The sequence below is a fragment of the Dietzia sp. ANT_WB102 genome (assembly GCF_008369165.1).
Lineage (GTDB): Bacteria > Actinomycetota > Actinomycetes > Mycobacteriales > Mycobacteriaceae > Dietzia.
Genome location: NZ_VOBA01000003.1, coordinates 94,888 through 115,971, shown reverse-complemented (window position 1 = coordinate 115,971; position 21,084 = coordinate 94,888). Strand labels below are relative to the sequence as shown.

Sequence of the window (21,084 nt, the reverse complement as noted above, 5' to 3'; positions counted from 1 at the left end):
TACGGACATGTCCAGAACTGTCAGTCAGAGCGACACCGGGCCCAAGCGCATCGCAGCCATCGGATTGATCCTCTTCATCGTGACGGTGGTCGTCCTCTCGTTGCTGTTCTTCGTGAGAGCCTTCGACAGGCGGGTGCCGCTGACCGTCATCAGCGACCGATCCGGTCTCGTCCTGGAGGCCGACGCCAAGGTGCGCGCCCGCGGAGTCGAGATCGGGAAGGTCAAGCAGATCCGGCAGGAGCTCGGGGGTGCCGTCATCGACGTCGAGGTCGACCCGGTGGCGCTCGAGGGTGTCCCCGCCAATGCGATCGTGTCAATCAGCTCCAACACGATCTTCGGTGCCAAGTCAGTCGAATTCGAACCGCCGGCCGACCCCTCCCCGGAGTCGCTCGAGGGCGGGGCGGTTGTTCCCGCGTCGTCGGTGACCGCCGAGATCAACACCCTCTTCGAGGACCTCACCAACCTCCTCACCGCCCTCGAGCCCGAGAAGCTCAACGCCACGCTCGGTGCTCTGTCCGGTGCACTGGACGGTCGCGGTGATCAACTCGGTCAGACCCTCGCTGACCTTGACGCCTATCTGATGGAGATCAACCCGCAGATCGAGACGCTGCAGCGAGACCTGGCCAAGGGATCGCGCGTCGCGAACCTGTACGCCGATGTGACCCCAGATCTGATGCGACTACTGGACTCGGGAACCGACGTCGGCAACAACGTGGTGGCCAACCAGGCCAAATTCGAGCAGCTTCTCGTGTCCGCCATCGGCACCGGAGAGACGGGCAAGCGCCTGCTGGCGGAAAACGGTAATGAACTCGTCAAGGCACTGTCGGACCTGCGCGCATCGACGAGCCTCATGGCGGAGTACTCGCCCGCGCTCAGCTGCATGATCATTGGTCTCAACAACGGTGCCGAGACAGCGGGTCAAGCCTTCGGTGCCAAGAACCAGCCGGGCCTGGCTTTCAAGGCCGGCTTCCAGCAGGGTTCGCGAGCCTACGAGAACCCCAAGGACCTACCGAAGGTCAATGCCAGCACGGGACCCAACTGTTACGGACTGCCGTTCCCCGAGCCCGGCACGCATGCACCCTTCGTGGTGACGGACACCGGATCGAACGTCGTGGAAGGTATGCCCAACGTGTTCACCTCCCGTAACGAACCGCTCTTCGGGCCGCTCAAGCCTTCCGAGCCCGGCAAGCCCGCGCCGCCCACCCTTCTCCAGATAATGCTCGGCGACACCGGAGGTACACCGTGACCGGGGCGCGCAAGGCCGCCACGAACGCGCGGAAGACGGTCATCAAGCTGGTGGTCTTCGCGACCGTCATGCTGCTCGTGCTCGCAGGGCTCCTCGTGGTGTTCAGCGAGTATCGGTCCGGCGACTACGTGAAGTACAACGCCGCGTTCACCGATGTCTCGGGTCTGGCATCCGGAGATAAGGTGCGCATCGCCGGCGTTGAGGTGGGCCGCGTCAAGAAGGTCGGGCTCGAGGACGGCAACACCGCCTCCGTCGCCTTCACGGTTGCGGGCGACCAGACAGTCCACCGCAGCACCGAGGCGATCGTCCGCTACGAGAACCTCACCGGTGACCGATACCTGGAGCTCAAGCGGGGCAAGGGCGACCAATCCCCCCTCGAGTCCGGCGGCGTGCTGCCGATCTCGCAGACCACGCCGGCGCTGGACCTCGACGTGCTGCTCGGTGGATTCCGGCCGCTGTTCAAGGCGCTCGATCCCGCGCAGGTCAACCAGCTCTCGGAGTCGATCGTCCAGGTGTTCCAGGGGGAGGGGGGCAATGTTCAGGACCTGCTGGCCTCGACGTCGTCACTGACTGGCGCTCTCGCCGACAGGGACCAGCTGATCGGGGACGTCATCACCAACCTCACCGGTGTACTCACGACAGTGGCCGATAACCAGGAAAACGTTGACTCCATCGTCGTCAACCTCCAAGAGCTCATCTCCGGGCTGGCGCAAAACGCCGGTCCGCTCGGTGAATCGGTCTCGCGGCTCAACGACACCAGCAGCAACATGACGACGCTGCTCGCCGACGTGCGACCCCCGCTGCGTGAGGATGTCGCCCAACTCGATCGAGTCGCCCAGCTCATCAACGAGGACGAGCCCTTCGTCGAGAACGTGATCAACCGGCTCCCGTCAGACTTCGAGAAGATGAGCCGTCTCGGCGTGTACGGCAGCTTCTTCAACTTCTATCTTTGCGGCGTGATCGTCCGTGTGACCAGTCCGGTCACCGGTCAGGACGTCTTCCTACCGCAGTATGAGCAGACGACGGGCAGGTGTGCGTTCCCCGATGAGTGACAAGTCCGAGGGCGCTCCGCTGAAGGCGCCGAAGGGTCAGTTGCGGTTCCGCGATCGCAGTGCGCGAGCGATCGGTATCTGGGGAATCCTCGGCTGCGTCGTGCTGCTGGCGATCTCGCTCAACTACGATCGCATCCCCTACGTCAACGGCAAGAAGAACGCGACCGTGTACGTGGCAGACGCCGCCGGCCTTAGCGAGGGCGACGAGGTCCAGGTGGCCGGGATGAAGGTCGGCGACATCCGCGACATCTCGCTCGACGACGATCGCGTCAAGGTCCGGTTCCGGCTGAGCACGAACGTCGACCTGGGTTCTGATACGTCGGCCCAGATCAAGACTGACTCCATCCTCGGCCGGCGCGCACTCGCGGTGTTCTCGGACGGTCGGGGCGAGCTCGTGGACTCCACCATCCCCATCGAGCGCACGTCGGTGCCGTACTCGCTCACCTCGGCGCTCGAGGAGCTGAGCACCACGGTGGAGGAGATGGACACCGACAAGGTCGACGAGGCGCTCACCACGCTCGCCTCGACGATGGAGAAGGCGTCCCCGGAGGTCAAGGGCGCGGTCGACGGCATTACACGGCTGTCCCGATCGCTCAATACCCGGGACGAGGCGCTGAAGAACCTGCTCGAGAAGGCGGCCGGGACCACGGACGTCCTCGGTAAGCGCAGCGACCAGCTCAACCAGCTGATGGTCGACGGAAACACGCTCTTCACCGAACTCGATCTGCGGCGGCGCGCGATCAGCGAGCTGATCACCAACATCGACGCTCTGGCCCGCGAGCTCTCGGGTGTGGTGCAGGACAACGAGGCGCAGCTGGGGCCGGCGCTCGACAAGCTTGAGAAGGTGTCAGACCTGCTCATCCGCAATCGGGACGACATCGACCTCGGGCTCCGTCGGATCGTCCCGTATTCCACCGCGCTCGGAGAGGCCGTCGCCTCGGGCCCGTGGTTCAACGCGTACATCTCGAACCTGTCCATCGGGCAGTATCCGCAGACGATCCTCCGAGATCTCATGCCGCTCCTCGACGATCGCATCAAACCGGAACCGGGCCTGGTGCGTGAGCCGACGATGCCGGGCGTGCCGGGTCTGACCATCACGGACGAGTTCCCCGGCTGGGGAGCAGAGAGGAAGCCCCGATGAGCCGTGTTCTCAAGCCGATAGCGGTGGTCGCGGTGATCGCTCTCGTCGTCGCAGCGGCCTGGTATGTCTTCTCCGGTCGCACCAAGACCATCACCGCCTACTTCGAATCCACCAAGGGTGTTTACCAGTCCGACACTGTCCGGGTGCTCGGTGTGAAGGTGGGCAGCATCTCCTCGATCGAGGCGGAGAACGGGCTGTCCAAGGTCACGATGAAGGTCGACCGAGACCTCGCGGTCCCCGCGGACGTCAACGCGCTGCTGGTCGCACAGTCACTCGTCGCCGAACGATTCATCCAGCTCACCCCCGTCCACTCCGGTGGACCCGAGATGGAGGACGGCGGCTCCATCCCGGTCGAGCGCACCGCGGTCCCGGTCGAGTGGGACGGAGTAAAGGAGCAACTTCTCAAGCTGTCCTCGGCACTCGGGCCCACCGAGAAGAAACCGGAGGGGGCGTTGAGTAGCTTCGTGGACTCGGCAGACTCCATGCTCGACGGGAACGGCTCCGACGTGCGTGAGGCGCTCAACGAGGTCTCCCACACCATGTCGGTGCTCTCTGACGGCCGTGAGGACCTGTTCACCACCCTGCGCAATCTCCAGTTGTTCGTCAGCGCACTGTCGACGAGTGAGGAACAGATCGTCTCGTTCGGCGGCAAACTGGCGAGCGTGTCCCAGGTGCTGGGTGACCAGACCGGGGACATCGACACGGCGCTCAAGGACCTCGACCTCGCGGTGACCGACATCAACCGCTTCCTGGACAACAACGGAACGCGCGTCACCACGGCGGTGGACAAACTCGGCCAGGCGACCAAGGTCGTGCGGGACCGCCGAAAGGACCTAGAGAACCTGCTGCACGTGGCGCCGACCGCGACGTCCAACTTCTACAACATCTACCGGCCCTACCAGGGCACGCTCAACGGTGTCCTCGCGATGAACCAGATGGCCAACCCCACCAACTTCATCTGCGGGGCGATCGCCGGACTGGCCAACAACACCGCCGAGTCGGACGCGGCGTTGTGCGCCGAGTACATGGGCCCGCTGTTCAACTCGCTCACCTCCAACTACCCATACGGAACGGTCATTCCGCCGGTCACCCCGACAGCCGAGCCGGACCAGATTATTCAAGGACAGAAGCCGGGGACCCAGACCCCCAGCGGGGTTCAGCCCCCGTCTGACCGTCCTGATCCCCTGATCAACGTCGTCAATAACGGCGACGACCTCACCGCGAACCTGCTGGCCACCGGAGGCGCCCGATGACCCGCCACCATGGACGCCGCCCCCGGCTGCTCGCGACCGGAGCACTCGGCGCTGCCGTGCTGCTGGTAGGGACCGGGTGCAGCTGGCAGGGGCTCAATTCGCTGCCGTTACCCGGGGCACAGGGCAATGGGGAGGGGGCCTACGAGGTCACCATCCAGATGCCCAACGTCACCACCATCACCCGTAACTCGCCGGTCCGGGTAAATGACGTCAACGTGGGGTCTATCACGTCGATCGAGGCGCGCGACTACACGGCGATCGTCACCGTCTCCCTCAACGAGGACATCCGGCTGCCCGCCAACGCCTACGCGAAGATCGGGCAAACCAGCCTCCTCGGCTCACAGCACTTGGAGCTGTTCCCCCCGCCGGAGGGAAAACCGGTCGGCACGCTTGCCGACGGCGACGTGATCCCGCTCGACCGGGCGGGCGTTTACCCCACCACGGAACAGACACTGTCCGCGTTGTCGGTGGTCCTCACCGATGGTGGTCTCGCGCAGTTCGACACGATCTCCAAAGAACTCAATGCGGCCCTCACCGGTCGCGAGGTGGAGGCTAAAGACGTCATCTCGCAGCTCAAGACCACGATCGAGGGACTGGACGGCCAGCGAGCCGACATTATCGCCGCGATGGAGGGCCTGGACCGGCTTTCACGCCAGGTCAATGAGCAGAATGACACGCTGGCGCGCGCACTGTCGGACATGCCCGAGGCGCTCCAGTTGGTGAACGACCAGAAGCAGGAGCTCACCACGGCGCTGGTGTCCCTCGGCGACTTCGGGAACAAGGCCAACAAGATCATCGAGGCCGGCGGCGGCCAGAACCTCGTCGACAACCTCGCCGACCTCACCCCGGTGCTGGAAGAACTCGCGGCCAGCGGCCGCAACCTCACCAGGGTGTTGCAGATTCTCATCACGTTCCCATTCCCGCAGTCGGGGATCGACAACTTCCTTCGAGGGGACTTCGCGAACCTGTACATCGATGCCGACCTCACAATGCCCCGCATGGCAGAGACCCTCCTGCTAGGGACCGAATTCGGGAACCGTATGTCCGGGCTCGAGGGGTACGTGGGTCTAGCCCCCAACCCGTCGGCGAGCGCGGATCCGTACTCGCTCGACATCCCGCGTCCCCCGGAGCCCGAGCCGGGGGCTCCGATGCCACCCGGGTCACCCGAACTGCCCGGGCAGCCCGGTCTGCTCGCACCCCCCGCGGATGCCGCGGCCCCAAACACCCCGGTCGAGGAAGGCCCCCGATGAGCCGTTTCGTCAAGATCCAGCTGGCGATCTTCTCAATCGTCACCGTGATCGGGCTGACCGTCATGTCGGTCGTCTACCTCAAGATCCCCACGGTTCTAGGGTGGCAACGAACCGACGTGGCCCTGGAGATGCCGGACACAGGTGGCTTATACGAAAACGCGAATGTCAGCTACCTGGGCAACGTCATTGGCAGAGTGGATGCCGTCACGCTCAAGCCTGGCCACGTGGTCGCGGATATGCATTTCGACTCCCGGGCACAGGTTCCGGAGAACGTGCGGGCAGAGGTCCGCAGCGTGTCGGCGATCGGCGAGCAGTACGTCGACTTCGTGCCGCAGGGGGAGCCGAAAGGCAAGCTCGCCAGCGGAACGGTCCTCGGCTCGGACCGTGTCGACATGCCGCAGGACATCGGCCCTGTACTCGACCAGGCGACGGCCCTCATGGCGTCGATCGACGACCCCAAGCTAAAGAACGTCGTGGCCGAGGCGTTCGACGCCTTCAACGGCTCCGAGCGGGACCTGCAGCAGTTCCTGGACTCCGCGCAGCTACTACTCGAAGAGGCGGATCGCAACACCGACGTGACCAGAAAGCTCATCGCGGACGCCGAACCCGTCCTCGACTCGCAGTTGCGCTCGTCCGATTCGATCCGCGCCTGGACCCGCAACCTGGCCGACGTGACAGACCAGCTGCGCACGAACGAACCGCAGCTCACCTCGCTCATGCAGCGGGGGCCGGACTCGCTGGGGCGCGTCACGAAGGTGCTCAACGATCTTCAACCCACGATGCCGGTTCTGGTCGCCAACCTGGTCAGCGTCGGTGAAGTCGGCGTCGTCTACAACCGCTCGATCGAACAGGTGCTGGTCCTCTACCCGGCGCTGGTGTCCGGGTTGTTGACCGCGATCGATGGCGCTAAGGACTCCAACCAGATCAAGGTGGACTTCAACCTCCAGATCAACGACACGCCTCCGTGCACGACCGGGTTTCTTCCGGCGGCCGACCGTCGCTCACCCGCTGACCTGTCTGTTCCGTCGCAGATCAACGGACTGTACTGCAAGATCCCGCAGGATTCGCAGATCGCTACGCGTGGTGCGCGCAACCTGCCGTGTATGGAATACCCGGGCCGTCGTGCCGCCTCACCGGAGGAGTGCGCGGCCAACAACTACACACCGCTCGGCTCGAATCCGCCCGACACCAGCGAGGTTGGTCCCCCCGGGAACAATCCGGGCGGATACAACGTGCGACCCTCCTCCACGACCGGAGATCGCGAGATCAGCACTTCGGCCGCGGTCTACGATCCGGCGACCGGAGAGTACGTCGGCACCGACGGGCGTACGTACCGTCAACAGAACCTGGGTACGGTAGACAAGTTGCCCGCGGACGCGAGCATGGCCGATGTCCTGACGAACGGAGTGGCCTGAACGTGCCATTGAACAACCCCTCCCCACGCGGCGGACGGACCGGCCTGACAGTGGTTGCGGTCATCGCCGCACTCTCGTTGATCGCCGCGCTCGTCGCGGGCGGCCTGTGGCTGTCCGAGCGCGGTGAGGCAGGCTCCGTGCGAGCCGAACGTGCCTCGGCCACCGAGCTCAACACCGCGTACCGCGACTTCGCGAAGGAGGTCATGACCGATTTGATGACCATCCGCCAGGACACTCTCAAAGAAGACGTCGACAAGATCGTCAGCAAGATCGAGGGCGATTTCTCCGAGCAGTTCGCCCCCCGACGTGATTCCTACGAGGAGGTCGTCAAGACCACCAAGGTCGCGGCGGAGGGCACCGTGAGCGCGGCGGCGGTCGAGAAGGCCGACAACGAGCAGGCGCAGGTCATCATGGCCATCGATCAGACCATCGCGAACCCGCGATCGGAAAAGGGCCAGGATCGGCAGTACCGGATCCGGGTCACGGTCAACAGGCATGACGACGGTGGCATGAAGGTGTCGGGGGTGAACTTCATCCCGTGAGTAGGGACGGCAAGGACGAGACGACAGGCTCCATGGCATCCTCCGGCGGTTCCGGCGGATCGGACATCCGGAGTGCCCGCCGGGCGCAGCGCGAAGCAGAACGCGCCGCCCGAGCGCAGCGCAAGGCCGACGCGGCCCGCGAACGTGCCCTCGAAGCCGCCCGCGCCGGCGGGCTCTTCGAGGGTATGGGAGCGATGCCGCAGACTGAGAAAGCGAGCACCGGCACCCCCAGTGCCGGCACCCCGAGCGTTGAGACTGCCGCGACCACAGGCAGCCAGGGTGGGGACGCCGAGCGCTCACCCTCGACTGCGGTCGACTCGCGGTCAACCGCCCGGGGGCCGGCCAAGGGCGACGGGGACACTCCGGAGGCGCAGGAACGTCGCCGCCGGTTGATTCCCGTCCTCGCCGCTGTGTCGGTGATCCTCCTGGTTCTCGCTGGGTTGGCGACGTGGGGGTACGTCGGGGCTCGGGAGGATACTGCGGTCGAGCAGGCCATCGCAGACGCTCCTCAGGAGGCCACGGACGCCGCCCGCGACATCACCACCCAGATGTTCAGCTACGACCACCAGACGGTGGACGCCGAACTCGCGGCGGTCCGGGAGCACCTCACCGACCCGGCCTTGTCCGAATTCGTCGAACGCTCGATGCCAACCGTCTCCTCGGCGGCCAAGCAGCAGGAGGCGACCGTGTTCGCCACCGTCGCGGCGGCCGCGAGCGAGGAGGTCGTGGACGAGGACCACGTGACTGTGCTCGTGATGCTCAACCGGATGGTCTCGACCAAGGAGGAGCCGAAGGCGGCGAGCTCCGCGTCGCGGCTGCGTGTCGACATGGTCCGCGAGGGCGGGGAGTGGAAGCTGGGCAAGCTCTCGTCACTGTGAGGGGTGGGACCCCAGCCGAGCCGTCGCGCGCGACTTAGTTGCGTGCGACGGTCGTGTCCGAGGTGGCGTCGAGCGTCTCGAAGAACCGGCGCGCCCACGCGTGGACGTCGTTGCCCAACACCTGGCGGCGCATTGACCGCATGCGGCGGCGACGTTCCTCGGGTGCGTCGTCGACCGCCGCCATGATGGCGTCCTTCACCCCTTCAAGATCGTGCGGGTTGCACAGGTACGCCTGGCGTAGCTCGGCGGCAGCCCCGGCGAATTCGCTGAGTACCAGTGCGCCTTCGCCGTCGGTGCATGAGGCCACATACTCCTTGGCCACCAGGTTCATGCCGTCGCGCACGGGTGTGACCAGCATGACGTCGGCGGCCGCGTAGAACGCGGCCAGTTCCGACTTGGCGACGGGCCGGTGGATGTAGGTGACCACCGGATGCCCGATCTCGCCGAAGGTGCCGTTGATGCGGCCGACCGACTCCTCGATACGGGACCGCATGATCTGGTACTGCTCGACCCGCTCGCGACTCGGCGTGGCCAGCTGGAGAAGCGTGACGTCTGCGGGTTCCAAGCGGCCCTCTTCGAACAACTCCTCGAGCGCGCGGAGACGCACATCGATGCCCTTGGTGTAGTCCAGACGGTCCACGCCCAGCATGAGGACCCGCGGGGATCCGAGTTCGTCGCGCAGGCGGACCGCGCGGGCCCGGGTGTCACGATTGCGCGCGGCGGCGTCGACGGCGGCGGAGTCGATGGAGATGGGGAATGCCCCGACGCGGACCTTGCGGTCGTTCACGCGGATCTCGGAGGCGCGCCCTCGTGTCGACCGTAGTCTCACGGACGGGTAACCGCGCAGCCGGTTGGCGAGGATCCGGAAATTGTCTGCCCCGCCGGGCAGGTGGAATCCCACCAGGTCGGCGCCCAGCATGCCCTCGACCAATTCGGTGCGCCACGGGAGCTGCATGAACAACTCGTTCGGTGGGAACGGGATGTGGAGGAAGAACCCGATCGTCAGATCCGGTCGTAGTTCGCGTAGCAGCCGGGGGACCAGCAAGAGTTGGTAGTCCTGCACCCAGACGGTGGCACCCTCGGCGGCAGCTTCTGCCGTGGCCTCTGCGAAGCGGGTGTTGATCTCGCGGTAGGCGTTCCACCACTCGCGGTGGTACTCCGGCGGTACGACCACGTCGTGGAACAACGGCCACAGTGTCGCGTTGGAGAAGCCCTCGTAGTAAAGCTCGACGTCGCGGGCGGAGAGCGTGACAGAGTGCAGCCGAATGCCGTCCGCGTCGAACGGGGCGGGGGAGGCGTCGGGAACGCCAGGCCATCCCACCCAGGCACCGTCGTTGGCCTTGAGGATGGATTCCAGTGCGGTGACGAGGCCACCGGGGCTGGCTTTCCAGTGCTCGGTGCCGTCGGAGTCACGGACGAGGTCTACAGGAAGACGGTTTGCGACGACGACGAAGTCCGCTCCCGCGCCGGTGGACGTCTGCCCGCTACCGCTCGTCATCCTGTGCCCTCTCGAGTTAGTCGCTGTGGCCCGCCTACTCGGCGTCCGCCGTCACCTGCGGCTCTGGGCCGATCCCCAGCATATCGAGGAGCATCCGGCACTCGTCGGCGTCGGTGGAATATGAGGCGACGACCTTGCGGGCCTGGTTGGCGGTCTCGTCCGCGACCGGCTCGAGGTCGTCGATTTCGGGTTCTTTGCTGGCGGCGGCGGTTGCCATCGGTGTCCTCCTGTGGTCGGTGGGGGACGCGCACGCCATGTTTGGGGCGATGCCGTCCGCTGCCGATCCTACGTCACCCGTCAGCGGCCGCCGACCGGCGCAGATTGCGGGTCACCCACTCGCCGAACACGATGCCTGCGGCCAGTGCCACCGCGATCGCTAACGCCTGGAACATCAGACCCAGACCGATGCCCGTCTGGTCGCTCGTCAGCGCGGACAGACCCCGGTACACCGTCAGGCCTGGCAGGAACGGGGTGATGCCGGCGATAGTCACCACCAGCGGCGGAATGGTCGCGATACGGGCGAGGATGCCGCCAATGAGGCCCATCGTGCACGCCGCGAGTGCGGACCCCACCACTACGCCGAGCCCGATGGCCATGACTCCCTGGAAGATGAGCATCCCGATCGCCCCGACGGCTGCGGCGAGCCAGGTCGACCGCACGGTCGCGTAACTGGCCACGGCGAATCCGGCGGCACCGACACCGGCGGCGAACACCGCCACGTGGACCGCGGCGTTGCCGGCGATCGCAGGGTCGATCGGTGGAGGTGTCATACCCAGCCGCTCGAACACCGCGAGGGCGATCGTGATCCCGCCGAGGACTCCGCCGGTCATGACCATCGTCTCGACACCTCGACCGGCCGAGGTCACCGGGAAGCCGGTGATCGCGTCTTCGATGGCGCCGACGAGGGTCAGTCCCGCGAGCAGCACGATGATTCCCGCCGCCACCAGCTGAGACGGCTGGACCTCGAGGAAGTTGCTGCTCACCGCGACGTACGCGGTCAGGGCCCAGGCGGCCGCGATGAACCCCCCGACGACCTGCTGGAAGAAACTGGGCAATCGGTGGCTGTCCAGGTAGCGGTTGGCGTACATCAGCGCGAACGTCGAGACCATGGAGATGAGGCCGGCCAGCGGGCTCCCCCCGAGCTGGATGACGACCGCGCATCCGAGCATCGCCCACCCCAGCACCGCAACCCGGAACGAATGCGGATGTGGCGAGGCCACGATCGCCTCGACCTCCGCGGTGGCTTGGTCGACAGTGAGCTGACGGCGCACGATCAGGTCGATGAGGCGGGACACGCGCGTCACCCGTGTCATATCGACGGTGCGGTAGTTGACCACCCGGATGACCGAGATCGGCGGGCGGCCGCGACGCCGGTTGACGCCGATGGCCAATGAGGTGAAGGTGACCTCTACTGTCGCGCTCGGCAGGCCGAAGGCCGCAGCGACGGACTCCGCCTGCGCGACCGTGTCGGCGGCTCCCTCTCCGGAGGACAGCAGGATCCCGCCGATCTCGAGGGCGAGGTTGAGTACGTCCGTGACCGCGCCGTCGTCGTCCAGGTCGACCGGCGCCATCGGCGACAGGGGGGGCTCGACCGCCAGGTCCATGGCGGACTTGCGCAGGCCCAGCCACGCCAGGGGGCGGGTGAGCGGTGCCAGTGCGTCGCGGGTCTCCACGGTGGACACCGTAGTCACAAGCTCCGAAGGTGGTCGGGTTAGGATGTGTGCCGGGCCCGACCTCGGTGTCGTGGTCCGTGCTGGAGTGGCGCAATTGGTAGCGCACCCGACTTGTAATCGGGCGGTTGCGAGTTCAAGTCTCGTCTCCAGCTCTGAACTGGGCGGGCTCGATGGTCGCCGACGCTCGCCTCAGTGCGCCGTGCATACGGAGTGCCCGATACCGGTTGCGAACCCCGAGTTTCTGTAGTCCAATCCGCCAACAGTATTTTTCGCACCGACCGTATCGAGGAGCCTCCCCGATGTTGGAACAGTCTCCCAGCAGCGTGGCCCTCTCGTGGATGTGGGCAGTCGTCTCCGGCGATGTCGACACCGCGATCAGGCTCTCGTCTCCGTCGATCATCTTCACCAACAGCCATGTCAGGCGATACGAGGGGCACCAGGGCGTTCGTGACATCGTGTCCGACCTCAGTCGACTGTCCGGGTTCGTAACCAACGTCGTCGATGGGGACGTGCTCGAGGATGGGGTCGTCGTGGCACTGCGCCGGGTCCAGAGGTTTACGCTGCCCAGTGGTGGGATCGAGGTCCGGGCCTGTTCGTTTGTCGAGGTCGAGGACGGGGTGGTCACCCGGTGGGCGGACTACCAGAACCTTGAGGCGATCGACGTCGTCGTCGGCTAACGGGACGCGGGGCGGGGAGGCCAGGTCGATGAACGATGTAGGGGAGCGGTAATTGAGTGACGAACGGTCGACCAGGTCGAAACCCGGGCAGGTGGCCCTGACGTTCCTGCAGGCGGTCTTAGAGGGAGATTTCGAGACCGCGCGAGCGTACTGCACCAGCGACGTGGTGCTGCGGATCGAGGGCCTGCAGAGCACCCACGGTCACGAGGGACTGCGGGACATCATGACGTTCGCTGCGGAGACCTCAACGAATGTGCGGTACGTGACCCATCACGTACTCGGTACGGGCGACAGTGCGGCCATAAACCGGACCACGTACATGACCATCGGGGGGCAGGACCTCACGCTGGAGGTCGGCGCGTTCTTTACACTGCGCGACGGCCTGATCTGCGAGTGGACCGACTACCAGGATGTCCAGTCGTTGAACCGGGCGCTGGGGCACTGAGCCGGTTCGGATCCATTCTGGTACGCCCGGCTTTCAGGACTCAGGGACGAATTCACCGTATCCGAGTCCACGAAGCGACCGGCGGAGAGTATCCGCGGCCGCGTCGGATTCCTCGGCGGGCGCGTCAGGGTTCGCTAGCGATAGGTCGAAGCCCGACATATCGTTGGCAGGAAACACATGAATGTGGGTATGGGGCACCTCGAACCCGGCGATGAGATAGCCGGCGCGCGCCGCCCCGAAGCCTTCCACCACAGCCTTGCCGACTGCCTGCGCGACCTCGTTGAGCCGGATCAACAGCTGCGGTTCCAGGTCAGTCCAGCGATCGACCTCCGCGCGCGGCACGATCAGGGTGTGGCCCGGGGCGACGGGTGCGATCGTGAGGAATGCGACCACTTCGGGGTCCTTCCAGACGAAACGGCCCGGCAATTCCCCGGCGATAATTTTGCTGAAAACCGTCGACATGGGTCCAGCTTACGTATCGGAGGTGAAGGGCTCAGGTAGAAGACGGGTCAATAGTGTTCTAATGGGGGAGTCCGTCGATTAAGGGGCGGCTCTGGTCGTTTCACTTACGTTTACCCGCGCGAAGGAGCATCGGCATGGTCCAGGCAGGCATTGCGACAGCTGAGGTCACAGTGAAGAAGAAGGCCTACCATCACGGTGACCTCCGAAATGCCATTATCCAGGAGGCCACCGCCCGGGCCCGGACCGCCGGCGAGAAGGCGATCATCCTCCGCGAGATCGCCCCGCACATCGGGGTGTCCGCGACCGCGGCATACCGGCACTTCGCTAATCGCCAGCAGCTCGTCGAGGAAGTCGCGGCCCGCGGGTTCGTCGAGTTGGCAGATCGCGTCGCGGTCGCGGTTCCGGCCGTCGACGGCGAAGAATCGGATCCCGTCATCGCGAGTTACCTGGAAGTGCGTGACGCGGCCATCGCGATGGTGGATTTCTCCATCGATGATCCGGCGTGGGCGCGCACGATGATGGAGAACCTCGGTTCGTCGGAGACGGTCACCGAGCAGGCACGGGTCATCTCGGAGATGTTGCAGGCCGCCATCGACCGCGGGATCGAGGCGGGGACATTCCGGCCCGGGACGGTTATGACGGATGAGCATTCGCTGTGGGCGGCTATCTCCGGGCTGAGCACACAGGCGATGTTCGGGATCCGGCCCATGCGTACCCCAGAGGCCCTCCAGTGGATCACCCGAACCATCGATCTGTGCATGACGGACCTGCTCACCGAGGAGGGCGTCCGGGTCCGTGACGCGGCGTTCCCGGTCGCTCACACGGCCGACTAGCCGAGGGAATTCGGCCCATTCGTTCCGGGCCAGGTCAACAAGCCGCAGAGGCCGGACTATTGTGGTCGCTGTGCGCATTCTCGTGATCGGTTCCGGTGCCCGTGAGCACGCCCTACTCGTCGCCCTCGCCGCGGATCCCGAGGTGACCGAGCTGCACGCCGCGCCGGGCAACCCCGGCATGGTGCAGGCCCAGTGCCACGACATCGCGGTCACCGATCCCGCCGCGGTGACGGCCCTGGCCCGCAAGGTTTTCGCCGACCTCGTCGTCATCGGCCCGGAAGTCCCCCTGGTGGCCGGCGTCGCCGATGCCCTTCGCGAGGCCGGCATCCCGGTATTCGGCCCGTCCGCCGCCGCAGCCCGCATCGAGGGGTCCAAGGCGTTCGCCAAGGATGTCATGGCGGCTGCAGGCGTCAAGACCGCGCGAGCGGAGATCGTGGATTCGCCCGCGGACCTCGACGAGGCGCTCGACCGTTTCGGCCCGACCTGGGTGGTCAAGGACGACGGGCTGGCCGCGGGCAAGGGGGTCGTGGTGACCCCCGACCGGTCCGCCGCCCACGCTCACGCCCTCGCCTGTCTCGATGACGGTCACCCGGTTTTGCTTGAGTCGTTCCTCGACGGCCCGGAGGTCTCACTGTTCTGCCTGGTCGATGGCGAGACCGTCGTGCCACTGCTACCCGCCCAAGACCACAAGCGGGTCGGTGAGGGCGACCGCGGTCCCAACACCGGCGGTATGGGCGCCTACACGCCGCTGCCGTGGTTGCCGGAGGGGATGGTCGATCGGATCGTCTCCGAGGTGTGTGAACCGGTGGCTCGCGAGATGGTCGCGCGCGGCTGCGGGTTCTCCGGCCTGCTGTACGCGGGGCTGGCGATCACCTCCGCCGGGCCTGAGGTCGTGGAATTCAACTGCCGCTTCGGTGACCCCGAGACGCAGGCCGTGCTGGCGTTGCTGGAGTCGCCGCTGGGTCAGACCCTGCACGCGGTGGCTACCGGCCGACTCGCCGAGCTCCCGCCACTGGTGTGGCGTGACGGTGCCGCTGTGACCGTGGTGCTCGCAGCCGAGCACTACCCGGCGACGCCGCGGCGGGGAGACCTCATCGAGGGCGCCGAGCAGCCGGGAGTGCTCCACGCGGGCACGGCCCGAGACGCCGACGGGCGACTGGTCTCCGCCGGGGGCCGCGTCCTGTCGGTGGTCGGTACCGGGGCGGATCTCGCGGCAGCCCGCGCCGAGGCCTACCGGATCCTTGACGGCATCGAGCTCGGAGGCGGACACTACCGCCGCGACATCGGCCAGGCCGCCGAGGAAGGCCGTATCACCATTCCCGGCTGACTCTCTTGGCTCTCGGCGCGCGGCTCTCGCGGCGCAGGGTCTCGGCCGGACTCTGAGCCCGGCCGCGCCTGATCCCCCGGGTTGCGCTGCGGAAATGGACCAGAGTCGACGCCCAAGTGTGCCGAAACCGGCAGACGGGGAGCGTAAGTCGGAAGACGAGCACACTTCGGCGGGGGCGCGTTGGCGAGGTGCGCGCACCGGCGCCGGGCCGGACGATCAGCGCGCGTATAGCTCCATCCGGGGAACCTGGGCGACCAGCCACGGACTGAAGGCGAACGGGGTGGCGTCGACAGCGGTTCGGACGTCAGTCGGATGAGCCCAGTGGTGCGCGCACACCTCGTCGGCCCGTGGCTTCACCGAGGCGCGGATGCGGGCGGTGAACACCGGACAGATTTCGTTCTCCACGATCCCCGAGTCGTCGACCGCTCGGTAGCGGAAGTCCGGTACCGCGGATTCGATCGAATCCACCCTCGTGCCGAGCTCCTGTTCGGCTCGCCGCACGATTGCGTCGACCGGATCCTCGCCGGGTCCGGGATGACCGCAGAACGAGTTGGTCCAGATGCCGGGCCAGGTCAGCTTGCCCAGAGCCCGCCGGGTGAGGAGGACGCGGCCCTCGTCGTCGACCACGTGGCACGAGAACGCCAGGTGCAGCGGAGTGTTGGTGGTGTGGACGGTGGCCTTGTCCGCGGAGCCGATGGGCGTGCCGTCCTCGTGGAGGAGGACGACGAGTTCGGCCTGCCCAGACGGCGACCCGGAGGTGGGGGACTCGGAGAGGGAGGACATGGCGTCCAGCCTAGGCATTTTCGACCGCCGAGGCCGCCGCGCGCTGTGGGACGGCGCTACCCGAACCGCCCGAAGGGCAAGGCTCAGCCGGCGAGGCTACGGGCGATCACCAGCCGCTGGATCTGGTTGGTGCCCTCGAAGATCTGCGTGATCTTGGCCTCGCGCATGTAGCGCTCCACCGGGAACTCGCGGGTGTACCCCACGCCGCCGAGGACCTGCACCGCATCGGTCGTCACCTTCATGGCGGCGTCGGTGGCAGTGAGCTTGGCGATCGAGGCCTCACGCGAGTACGGGCGCCCGGCGTCCTTGCGGCGGGCGGCGTCGAGGTAGGAGGCGCGGGCCGAGGCCACCGCGGCGGCCATGTCCGCGAGCAGGAAACCCAGCCCCTGGTGTCCGATGATCGTCTTGCCGAAGGCCTCGCGCTCGTTCGCGTAGGCGACCGCGTCGTCCAGTGCGCGTTGCGCGATGCCGGTGGCCACCGCGGCGATCCCGAGGCGGCCCGAGTCCAGGGCCGAGAAGGCGATCCGGAGGCCCTCGCCCTCCGCGCCGAGCAGGCGGCTCGCATCGACCCGTGCGCCCTCGTACGAGGCGGTGGTGGTGGGCACACCGTTGAGGCCCATCTTGTCCTCGGGCTTGCCGAAGTGGAGGTTCTCGGTCTCGCGCGGGACGAGCAGGCACGAGATTCCACCGGAGCCCTCCCCGGTGCGCACGAAGGTGTTGTAGACGTCGGCGATCCCGCCGTGGGTGATCCACGACTTGGTGCCGGTGACCAGGTATTCGTCACCCTCGCGCTCGGCCCGGCACCGCAAGGCGGCCGCGTCCGACCCGGCCTGGGGTTCGGACAGCGAGTACGCGCCGATCTGCTCTCCGGCGAGGAGGCCGGGCAGCCACTCGGCCTTCTGCTCGTCGGTTCCGACGGTGGCGAGCGGGAAGCAGGACAGGCCGTGCACGCTTGTCGCCACCGCGACCGCCGCCCACCGGGCACCGAGCTCCTCCAGGACCTGCAGGTACACCTCATACGGCTGGTCGCCGCCGCCGAACTCCTCCGGGTAGGGCAGTCCCAGCAGTCCCACTTCGCCGAGCTGGGCGAACAGGCCCTCCGGGTAGGTGTGGTTCCGCTCGTGCTCGGCGGCGATCGGCTCGAGGAGCTTGTCGGCGACCGAGCGCGTCATCTCGATCAGTTCGTATGCCTCGTCGCTGGGAAGCAGGCGGTCCACGGCCATGGGGGTCCTCCGGGTGCGAGTGGGGGACCGCACGGTCCCCGGGGTCGGTCGACTCCCATTAGAGTGCACCGCCACCCCCCGGCCGCTCCAGCCCCGATAGCGGGGGTGCCCGATAGTGGGTACTGCTGGTGCGACGCGGGTCACTTGCACCACAATCTGGCGGTATGACCGAGAACAGCGCTCCCACCCCCCTGTCGCCGGAACAGCTGCTGGCGATCTACGACGTCCCTGGCGCAAGCGCTGCGGAGTTCCTCTGCGACCGCCACGATCCCGAGGCGGTCGCATTCACGGTCATCAATCCCGATCTCTCCGCCCGGGACATCACCTACGGCGAGCTCCGGACCGAGAGCGAGAAGGTGGCCGCGGCACTGGCCGAACTGGGTGTGGGCGTGGGCGACCGCGTGGCCACGCTGATGTCCAAGTCGGTCGATCTGGTGTTCACCCTCATGGGGATCTGGCGACTCGGCGCGGTGCACATGCCGCTGTTCACGGCTTTCGCGTGGCCCGCCATCGAGATGCGCATCACCGGCGGGGATGCCAAGGTGATCGTCTCCGACTCCGACCAGCGCGGCAAGCTCGAGACCACGTCCGTTCCGGTGGTTGTCGCCGGCCTGGCGGACTGCCCCGAGGCGCGGGAGGGCGACCTCGACCTGGCCACGATCACCGCCGACCAGCAGCCGGGCCGTGCCGCCGCGGTCACCGGCCCCGATGCCGGCATGGTCATGCTGTTCACCTCGGGTACCACCGGCACCCCCAAGGGCGTCGTCGTGCCGGTCCGCGCACTCGCCGCGTTCCATCAGTACATCGAGACCGGCTTGGACGTCCGCGCCGACGACGTGTTCTGGAACGGTGCCGACCCGGGCTGGGCGTACGGCCTCTACTACGGCATCCTCGGCCCGCTGGCCGCGGGCCGCCGCAGCCTGCTGCTGCACGCCCGCTACAGCCCGGAGTTGGCGTTCGCGGTGCTCCAGTACTTCAACGTCACTAACTTCGCGGCCGCACCGACGGTCTACCGCACCATGAGGGCAAAGCGGGACATTGCCCCCGACATCACCTTGCGCCGGGCCTCGGCGGCCGGTGAGCCGCTCACCCCCGAGGTGATCGAATGGTCGACCCAGCAGTTCGGCGTGGAGGTCCGCGACCAGTACGGCCAGACCGAGCACGGCATGTTCATCATCAACCCGTGGCACGACTCGCTGCGTGAGGACGTCCGCCCGGGCTCTATGGGCGTGCCTCTTCCCGGCTGGTCGTGCACCGTGCTCGCCGCGGACTCCGACGAGCCCGCGCCGGTGGGCGAACTGGGCCGCGTGGCGATCGACGTCCCCGCGAGCCCCCTGATGTGGTTCACCGGCTATCACGAGGCCCCGGAGAAGACCGCCGAGCGTTTCAGCCAGGACGGTCGCTGGTACTACACGGGCGACGCGGCCAAGCTCGACGCCGACGGCCACTTCTACTTCTCGAGTCGCGACGACGACGTGATCATCATGTCCGGCTACCGGATCGGCCCGTTCGACGTGGAGTCCGTGCTGTCCAAGCATCCGGACGTGCTCGAGTCGGCTGTCATCGGCGTGCCCGACGAACTGGCCGGCGAGGTGCTGGAGGCGTATGTGGTCCTCCGCGACGGCGTGGAAGGCGGCCCGGAAACCGAGTCCGGACTCCAGAAATGGGTCAAGACCGAGTTCGCGGCCCACGCATTCCCGCGCAAGGTCCACTTTGTCCGTGAGCTACCCAAAACCCCGTCGGGCAAGATTCAGCGTTTCCTCCTGCGCAAGGAGCGCGCCGGGCAGGCCTGACGCGAACACCGTGAACCGGGTTCACCGAGCGCGGGCCGGAACTACCCTGAGCGCATGACACCAGCGGCTGCGGCCCGTGCCCTCACGTCGGCAGCCCTCGCCGTCGTCGTCCCTCTCGTCTCGGCGACCACGGCAACGACGGCCGCGGCGAACCCGGTGATCTCCTCGGTCGCGCCCGACCCCTCCGTGCTGCGCGGCGCCGACGGCGCGTTCCACGTCCACGCGACCTCGGACGACTGGGCCGACGGCGCTGGGCGGCGGCTCATCCCGCACTTCCGGTCCTTCGACCTGGTGGAGTGGGAGTACGTGGGCGACGCGTTCGCCGCACTGCCCGCCTGGGCCCGGCCCGGATCGTTTCTCTGGGCGCCCGACGTCCACATCACCGACACCGGTGCCGCGGTCATGTACTACACGACCGGGGGCGCCGCGCCGTGTATCGGCCGCGCCACCGCGCCGGGCATCGAGGGGCCGTGGACGCACGACTCCGCGGCGATCGTCTGCTACGGCGCCGCGGAGCCGTACCAGGACCTAGATCCAATGGACCCCGAAGTGGTCGCGACCGACGCCGGGCCGGTGATGTTCATGGGCAACTTCGAGGGCATCCACGCGGTGCCGATGAACGCCGAGGGGACAGCGCTGGACGGCGATCCCGTCCTCGTCGCAGGCAGGGGAGTGGAAGCGCCGGCCGTGGTCGCCGGAAACGGGTTCACGCACCTGTTCACCAGCGCCGGACTCTGCTGTGACGGGGAGGCGTCGCAGTACCGGGTGCTGGGTGGGCGCGCTGACAACCTCTTCGGACCGTACGAGGATCGGGCCGGGCGCCCACTGGTGCAGGGGCCAGGCGATCCACTCCCAGGCGACGTCATCCTGCGCGGCAACGCCGACTGGGTGGGGCCAGGCCACGTGGACGTGGCCACCGACGACGCCGAGCAGGACTGGATGCTCTACCACGCCGCGCCCCGCGGCAGCGCCGTGCTACCCAACGGCGTCCAGCGGCGCTACTTGATGCTCGACCGCCTGGATTGGGTGAACGATTGGCCGGTGGTCGGAGTCGCCGGGGCGCCGTCCACGACGCGGACCACGGACCCCGTCGTAGATCTGCAGGTCCGCCTCACTGCAATCGGGGACGCGAAGCTGCGGTCGGAGCGCGAGGGCGAGCTGCTCGACCTCTCCGTCCGGGTCGCTTCCACCGGCTCCGCATACTCCGGCCAACTGAGGGCCACCATCACCGGTCCCGACAAGCAGCGGCGTCAGCTGCCGATCATCACCGACTCCGGGGATCTCCAGGCCGTGCCGGTGGCGGTCTCCGCCGGAGCGTCGGTGGACCGCGCACTGACCCTGCGGCCGGCCGCGCCACTGGCCCCGGGCCGCTACGAACTCGTGGTGTCGATCGGTCCGGCCGACGGCGTCGCGCAGGAACTGGCAGTGTTCGGCCTCGAGGTGGCCACCGACGGCACGCTGTCGCTCGGATCGGGCGCACTCGGGTCGGCTTCGTTGGGTTCGCTCGGCGGGTAAACGGATGAGTCGGGCCGGGATCACTAATAGTCTGATCCCACAGCACCCCGTCGGGAGGCCTCGGGGTCGGTGATTTGC

General features: G+C 67.1%; 20 protein-coding genes and 1 tRNA gene. 15 read left to right on the top strand and 6 right to left on the bottom strand.

Going from position 1 to position 21,084, the window contains the following annotated elements; genetic code table 11:
- Nucleotides 1–7: 7 nt before the first annotated feature.
- From FQ137_RS15090 to FQ137_RS15055, 8 genes are read left to right on the top strand one after another with little or no spacing between them, the layout of a single operon-like run.
- Nucleotides 8–1,246 carry an MCE family protein gene (locus FQ137_RS15090; protein ID WP_149293448.1) on the top strand — a complete coding sequence of 413 codons (1,239 nt, stop codon included), beginning with the start codon at nucleotides 8–10 and terminating at the stop codon, nucleotides 1,244–1,246.
- Nucleotides 1,243–2,298: an MCE family protein gene (locus FQ137_RS15085; protein WP_149293447.1), complete on the top strand. Its 1,056-nt coding sequence runs from the start codon at nucleotides 1,243–1,245 to the stop codon at nucleotides 2,296–2,298. Before FQ137_RS15090 ends, FQ137_RS15085 begins: the two co-directional genes overlap by 4 nt.
- Complete coding sequence (locus FQ137_RS15080; protein ID WP_149293446.1) at nucleotides 2,291–3,439, top strand: MCE family protein; 1,149 nt, start codon at nucleotides 2,291–2,293, stop codon at nucleotides 3,437–3,439. The genes FQ137_RS15085 and FQ137_RS15080 overlap by 8 nt, the downstream gene beginning before the upstream one ends.
- Nucleotides 3,436–4,692 (top strand): MCE family protein, encoded by a 1,257-nt coding sequence (locus FQ137_RS15075; RefSeq protein ID WP_149293445.1) that lies wholly within the window; start codon nucleotides 3,436–3,438, stop codon nucleotides 4,690–4,692. Before FQ137_RS15080 ends, FQ137_RS15075 begins: the two co-directional genes overlap by 4 nt.
- The gene (locus FQ137_RS15070) at nucleotides 4,689–5,942 is read left to right on the top strand and encodes an MCE family protein (RefSeq protein ID WP_149293444.1); all 1,254 of its coding nucleotides are present in this window, start codon (nucleotides 4,689–4,691) and stop codon (nucleotides 5,940–5,942) included. Before FQ137_RS15075 ends, FQ137_RS15070 begins: the two co-directional genes overlap by 4 nt.
- Nucleotides 5,939–7,357 carry an MCE family protein gene (locus tag FQ137_RS15065; RefSeq protein ID WP_149293443.1) on the top strand — a complete coding sequence of 473 codons (1,419 nt, stop codon included), beginning with the start codon at nucleotides 5,939–5,941 and terminating at the stop codon, nucleotides 7,355–7,357. The genes FQ137_RS15070 and FQ137_RS15065 overlap by 4 nt, the downstream gene beginning before the upstream one ends.
- 2 nt (nucleotides 7,358–7,359) lie before the next feature.
- Nucleotides 7,360–7,899, top strand: a complete 540-nt coding sequence (locus FQ137_RS15060) for a hypothetical protein (RefSeq protein ID WP_188065103.1) — start codon at nucleotides 7,360–7,362, stop codon at nucleotides 7,897–7,899.
- Nucleotides 7,896–8,777 carry a hypothetical protein gene (locus FQ137_RS15055; protein WP_149293442.1) on the top strand — a complete coding sequence of 294 codons (882 nt, stop codon included), beginning with the start codon at nucleotides 7,896–7,898 and terminating at the stop codon, nucleotides 8,775–8,777. Before FQ137_RS15060 ends, FQ137_RS15055 begins: the two co-directional genes overlap by 4 nt.
- 34 nt (nucleotides 8,778–8,811) lie before the next feature.
- Here FQ137_RS15055 and FQ137_RS15050 read toward each other — a convergent pair whose 3' ends face one another.
- The 3 genes from FQ137_RS15050 to FQ137_RS15040 form a co-directional block, all read right to left on the bottom strand.
- Complete coding sequence (locus FQ137_RS15050; RefSeq protein WP_149293441.1) at nucleotides 8,812–10,275, bottom strand: trehalose-6-phosphate synthase; 1,464 nt, start codon at nucleotides 10,273–10,275, stop codon at nucleotides 8,812–8,814.
- A gap of 34 nt (nucleotides 10,276–10,309) precedes the next feature.
- A complete protein-coding gene (locus tag FQ137_RS15045) occupies nucleotides 10,310–10,492 on the bottom strand; it encodes a hypothetical protein (protein ID WP_149293440.1) in 183 nt (60 codons plus the stop codon).
- A gap of 73 nt (nucleotides 10,493–10,565) precedes the next feature.
- A complete protein-coding gene (locus tag FQ137_RS15040) occupies nucleotides 10,566–11,948 on the bottom strand; it encodes a threonine/serine exporter ThrE family protein (RefSeq protein WP_255584404.1) in 1,383 nt (460 codons plus the stop codon).
- 79 nt (nucleotides 11,949–12,027) lie between these two features.
- Between FQ137_RS15040 and FQ137_RS15035 the strand changes: the two genes are divergently transcribed.
- The 3 genes from FQ137_RS15035 to FQ137_RS15025 all read left to right on the top strand — a co-directional run bounded on the left by FQ137_RS15035 (nucleotide 12,028) and on the right by FQ137_RS15025 (nucleotide 13,070).
- Nucleotides 12,028–12,100: transfer RNA gene (locus FQ137_RS15035), tRNA-Thr, on the top strand.
- Nucleotides 12,101–12,247: 147 nt separating this feature from the next.
- Nucleotides 12,248–12,625 (top strand): nuclear transport factor 2 family protein, encoded by a 378-nt coding sequence (locus tag FQ137_RS15030; RefSeq protein WP_255584403.1) that lies wholly within the window; start codon nucleotides 12,248–12,250, stop codon nucleotides 12,623–12,625.
- A gap of 52 nt (nucleotides 12,626–12,677) precedes the next feature.
- A complete protein-coding gene (locus FQ137_RS15025; RefSeq protein WP_149293438.1) occupies nucleotides 12,678–13,070 on the top strand; it encodes a nuclear transport factor 2 family protein in 393 nt (130 codons plus the stop codon).
- 33 nt (nucleotides 13,071–13,103) lie between these two features.
- Here FQ137_RS15025 and FQ137_RS15020 read toward each other — a convergent pair whose 3' ends face one another.
- Nucleotides 13,104–13,532: an HIT family protein gene (locus FQ137_RS15020; protein ID WP_149293437.1), complete on the bottom strand. Its 429-nt coding sequence runs from the start codon at nucleotides 13,530–13,532 to the stop codon at nucleotides 13,104–13,106.
- Nucleotides 13,533–13,666: 134 nt separating this feature from the next.
- Here FQ137_RS15020 and FQ137_RS15015 point away from each other — a divergent pair, with 134 nt between their 5' ends.
- Nucleotides 13,667–14,365 (top strand): TetR/AcrR family transcriptional regulator, encoded by a 699-nt coding sequence (locus FQ137_RS15015; RefSeq protein WP_255584402.1) that lies wholly within the window; start codon nucleotides 13,667–13,669, stop codon nucleotides 14,363–14,365.
- Nucleotides 14,366–14,435: 70 nt separating this feature from the next.
- Nucleotides 14,436–15,692 carry a phosphoribosylamine--glycine ligase gene (purD, locus tag FQ137_RS15010; protein WP_149293436.1) on the top strand — a complete coding sequence of 419 codons (1,257 nt, stop codon included), beginning with the start codon at nucleotides 14,436–14,438 and terminating at the stop codon, nucleotides 15,690–15,692.
- A 216-nt stretch (nucleotides 15,693–15,908) separates the two neighbouring features.
- On the opposite strand, the gene idi is transcribed toward purD, so the two are convergent.
- Complete coding sequence (gene idi / locus FQ137_RS15005; RefSeq protein WP_149293435.1) at nucleotides 15,909–16,475, bottom strand: isopentenyl-diphosphate Delta-isomerase; 567 nt, start codon at nucleotides 16,473–16,475, stop codon at nucleotides 15,909–15,911.
- Nucleotides 16,476–16,558: 83 nt separating this feature from the next.
- Nucleotides 16,559–17,698 carry an acyl-CoA dehydrogenase family protein gene (locus FQ137_RS15000; RefSeq protein ID WP_149293434.1) on the bottom strand — a complete coding sequence of 380 codons (1,140 nt, stop codon included), beginning with the start codon at nucleotides 17,696–17,698 and terminating at the stop codon, nucleotides 16,559–16,561.
- Between the two features lie 164 nt (nucleotides 17,699–17,862).
- Between FQ137_RS15000 and FQ137_RS14995 the strand changes: the two genes are divergently transcribed.
- Entirely contained in the window at nucleotides 17,863–19,491 is a 1,629-nt protein-coding gene (locus FQ137_RS14995; protein WP_188065102.1) for an AMP-binding protein, read from the top strand.
- 54 nt (nucleotides 19,492–19,545) lie between these two features.
- Nucleotides 19,546–21,006 (top strand): family 43 glycosylhydrolase, encoded by a 1,461-nt coding sequence (locus tag FQ137_RS14990; protein WP_149293433.1) that lies wholly within the window; start codon nucleotides 19,546–19,548, stop codon nucleotides 21,004–21,006.
- The last annotated feature ends 78 nt before the right edge of the window (nucleotides 21,007–21,084 follow it).